Raw genomic sequence first — 662 nt, forward strand, 5'->3', positions numbered from 1 at the left:
GCCATTCGCCAACTCAAACGCCATGCCGCAGATGCAGATCTAGCGGCGCATGAAGCGTATGTCCCAGAGAAAAAACCAGCGAAGCATCGCAAGATCGCCGTTGTTGGTAGTGGCCCCGGTGGCTTAACGGCAGGTTATTACTTGTCGAATGAAGGTTATGACGTCACCGTATTTGAGTCCATGCCAAAAGCAGGCGGTTGGCTACGCTACGGCATTCCTGAATATCGCCTACCCAAAGACATTCTAGACAAAGAAATCGAACTGATGTGCCGCAACGGCATGCAAGTTGAAACCAACAAAAAGCTTGGGGTTGATTTTACGCTGTCTCAATTGAGTGAAGACTACGATGCTGTCTGTTTGGCTGTGGGGGCGTCTCAAGCGGTAGAAATGAATTATCCTGGTAGCGACTTGGACGGCTGTTATCTCGGTGTTGATTACCTGAAAGATTACGTTACAGAACAAAACTACGCGACGGGCAGAAAAGTTGCCGTGATTGGTGGTGGTAACACTGCGATCGACTGCGCGCGTACGGCGCGTCGTGCGGGTGCCGATACCACTTTGATCTATCGTCGAACTCGCGACGAAATGCCGGCCGAGGACTACGAAATCGTCGAAGCTGAACATGAGGGCGTGAAGTTCCATTTCTTAACGAATCCGGCGGA

Annotated in this window: 1 protein-coding gene; it reads left to right on the plus strand. The window is 51.2% G+C overall.

Annotated features, from left to right (window positions below; translation table 11 throughout):
- Positions 1–662 (plus strand): FAD-dependent oxidoreductase (locus R7Z50_RS28055; protein WP_318149830.1); only part of this gene is annotated, 662 nt, incomplete at both ends.

The organism is Vibrio sp. 1249-1, from assembly GCF_033340495.1.